This is a genomic window from Actinomadura sp. 7K534 (assembly GCF_004348575.1).
Classification (GTDB): domain Bacteria; phylum Actinomycetota; class Actinomycetes; order Streptosporangiales; family Streptosporangiaceae; genus Spirillospora; species Spirillospora livida.
In genome coordinates, this window is sequence record NZ_SMKB01000426.1 from 1 (window position 1) to 2754 (window position 2754).

Consider the following 2754-nt stretch of genomic DNA (forward strand, 5'->3'; position numbering starts at 1 on the left):
GTATAGGAGACAGGCCCCCGGGCCCGCCCCGCCTCACGGAGCTGGTGATGGGGCTGCTGGCCGCCGACCCGGCGCGCCGCACGACCGCCGAGCGGGCGCGCGAGGCGCTGCGCGATCCCGAGCTGACCGCGCCGTCCGCGCCGCCGCCTGCGGACGATCCGCGCTGGTGGCGGCCGGCCCGCGCGGCGCTGGTGGCGGTGGGCGTGCTGGCGGTGGTGTCGGTGCCGCTGCGCGGGTGCACGGGCCTGGACGCCGAGGTGGTGCCGGCGGTGGCCCCCCGCACCGGGACGCCCGAGCCGCCCGCGGAGCCGACGTTCCTGCAGCCGGGGGTGCCGACGTTACTGCCGACCCCGCCGCCGACGCTGGTGCCGCAGGTCCCGCTGCCGTCGATCTCCCCGTGCATGCTGGAGGGCGACTGCTGATGCCGACTCCGGCGGTGCACGGCGAGGCGGCGTCCTGGGTGCCCGGCAGGGTGAGCCCGGGGCGGGCTCTGCTGCGGCTGGCGGGTGCGCTGGCGGTGATGGCGGGGGTGGCGGCACTCGCGTCGACCGGCGGCGACCCCGCCCCGTACTGGCCGCGGCTGGCGTGGGCGCTCGGCCTGGGCGCGGTGACGGCGGTCGCGCTGATCCGCCCGGCGCGCCGGGACCGGCGCGGCTGGCAGGCGGCGGTGCTCGCGGCGCCGGCGGTGCTGGCGGCGGTGCTGGTGAAGTTCGCGGTGACGGGCGCGCCGGTGGCGTGGGTTCCGGCGGCCGCGGTCGTGTGGACGGCGGTGACGCTGGCGCCGCGCGCGGTCCGGGCGTGGCGGCGCATGCCGGACTGGGCGCGCTCTCAGCGGGCGGGGCCCTCGACGTAGGGGGCCAGCACCGCCCGGTACTGCGACGGCAGGATCCCCGTCTGCAGCATGAAGGTCCGCTGGGGCGGGTTGGCGGGGCACACCTCGTCGGCGCCGGTGATCTCGAAGCGGCGCACCTCCCGCCCCGTGCGGGCCTCCAGCAGCCGGACCAGGTACCGCGTCCGGTACATCGACGCGGTGCAGGCGGGCGCGTAGCTGAAGACGGTGCGCCTGGCGTACTTCGGGCAGCTCGCGACCTCCTCCAGCCCGCCGCGCTCCCCGATCGGCTCCGCGCACGACACCAGCCGCACCTGCGCTGGGGTGCCGGGCTGCCACGTGGACGGCGGCTTGTCGGGGTCCTCGGAGGCGCCGGCGCCCGCGCCGATCCCGCCGTAGATCACGATCGGGTGGGGTCCGCCGCCCCGGTAGGCGGCGGCGCGGGTGAACGCCGTCCCCTCGCACACCGGGTACCAGTCCTGCCCGGTGGTCCGCGGCGGCAGCCAGTCGACGCGTTCGGGGCCGGTGCTCAGGTGCCAGGCCGCCGATCCGGCGACCGCGACGGCGACCGCCAGCAGCAGCCACAGGTTCCGCCGCGCGAACTCCGCCATCCCCCGAAAATAAGCGGTCGCCGCGGGCCGCGCGGCGCCGCTGACCGGACCAGGTCACCGCCCCGGCCGATTCGGAGCCCGGCCGGTTCAGTGCCCGGCGGTTCAGTTGCGGCGCAGCCAGCGCCACCAGTGCCCGCCGGGCGGGTCGGGTTCGGTCAGCGGGTGCTCCTCGACGCCGTACCGGGGGACGAAGGCGCTGCCGAACGCCTGGAGGGTCGCGCCGAACGGCACGGCCAGCAGCACCCCGATGGGCCCGGCGACGGCGGCGCCGGCCAGGACGAGCCCGAACGCGACGGCGGGGTGGACGTCGACGGTGCGGGCGGTGATGCGGGGCTGCAGCAGGTAGTTCTCGAGCTGCTGGTAGCCGAGGATGAACAGCAGCATCCACAGCGCGGTCGAGGCCCCCACGGTCAGCGCGATCAGCACGGGCACCGCGCCGGCGAGGTAGGTGCCGATGGCGGGGATGAACTGCGACACCACCCCGGCCCACACCGCCAGGACGGCCGCGTAGGGGACGCCGAGCCCGGCCATGACGGCGTAGTGCGCGATGCCCGAGACCAGGGCCAGCAGCCCGCGCGAGTAGATGTACCCGCCGGTCTTGTTGACGGCGATCTCCCAGGCCCGCAGCACCTGCAGCTGGTGGCGGGGCGGCAGCAGCGAGCACACCGTCCGGCGGAACCGCGGGCCCTCGGCCGACAGGTAGAAGGTGAACAGCAGCACGCCGAGGGCCTTGAACACCACGCCGAACGCGGTGGCGCCGATCCCCAGCACGTTGGTCGCCAGCGACGACAGGTACCGCGACATGCCGCCGGTGACGGTGGGCAGCCGCTCCAGCAGGTTGTCCTGCCGCAGGTCGGTGCCGAAGGTGGAGTTGATCCATCCGGTGACCTGGCGGACGTATCCGGGGAACCCCTCGATGAGGTTGGCGGCCTGCAGGGCCAGCAGCGACCCGATGCCGCCGAGGAACCCCGCGCCCAGCACCCCGATGACCAGGAACATCACTGCGGTGGCGGGGCCGCGCCGCCACCGGTGCCGGGCCAGCCAGTTGACGGCCGGTTCGATCGCGAACGACAGGAACAGCGAGATCAGCAGGAGCAGCAGCAGCTCCCGCAGCCGCTGCAGCAGCCACAGCAGCGCCATGAAGCCCAGCACGACGGCCCCGGCGAGCACGAACGCCTTCGGCAGCCAGGGCGGCATCCTGTGCGCGCCGCCGCCGTCCGGTGAGGCGCGGATCCCGGGCGGGACGTCGGCGGGCGTGTCGCCGGACGGCTGCGCCATGCCCGCACGCTAACCGCGCCCCACCACGCATTCCGG

The 2754-nt window shown here is 76.0% G+C and carries 3 protein-coding genes and 1 pseudogene; 2 read left to right on the forward strand and 2 right to left on the reverse strand.

Annotated elements, in window-relative coordinates; genetic code table 11:
• Both E1266_RS36705 and E1266_RS36710 read left to right on the forward strand, forming a co-directional pair.
• Positions 1-422, forward strand: a pseudogene (locus E1266_RS36705) (hypothetical protein); the annotation flags it as partial.
• Complete coding sequence (locus E1266_RS36710; protein ID WP_132055127.1) at positions 422-853, forward strand: hypothetical protein; 432 nt, start codon at positions 422-424, stop codon at positions 851-853. The pseudogene E1266_RS36705 and the gene E1266_RS36710, both read left to right, overlap by 1 nt.
• Here the strand turns inward: E1266_RS36710 and E1266_RS36715 are convergent.
• Together E1266_RS36715 and E1266_RS36720 are read right to left on the reverse strand one after the other, a co-directional pair.
• Positions 829-1440, reverse strand: coding sequence for a hypothetical protein (locus tag E1266_RS36715; RefSeq protein WP_132055129.1), 612 nt, complete (start codon positions 1438-1440; stop codon positions 829-831). The two genes, E1266_RS36710 and E1266_RS36715, sit on opposite strands and share 25 nt — an antisense overlap.
• 102 nt (positions 1441-1542) lie before the next feature.
• On the reverse strand, positions 1543-2718 hold the full coding sequence (locus E1266_RS36720; RefSeq protein WP_132055131.1) for an AI-2E family transporter: 1176 nt from the start codon (positions 2716-2718) through the stop codon (positions 1543-1545).
• Positions 2719-2754: the final 36 nt, after the last annotated feature.

What these genes read in the sequence shown, in the direction of transcription:
- E1266_RS36710 (WP_132055127.1), top strand. Translation starts at nt 422, where the DNA reads ATGCCGACTCCGGCGGTGCACGGCGAGGCGGCGTCCTGGGTGCCCGGC.
- E1266_RS36715 (WP_132055129.1), bottom strand. Translation starts at nt 1,440, where the DNA reads ATGGCGGAGTTCGCGCGGCGGAACCTGTGGCTGCTGCTGGCGGTCGCC.
- E1266_RS36720 (WP_132055131.1), bottom strand. Translation starts at nt 2,718, where the DNA reads ATGGCGCAGCCGTCCGGCGACACGCCCGCCGACGTCCCGCCCGGGATC.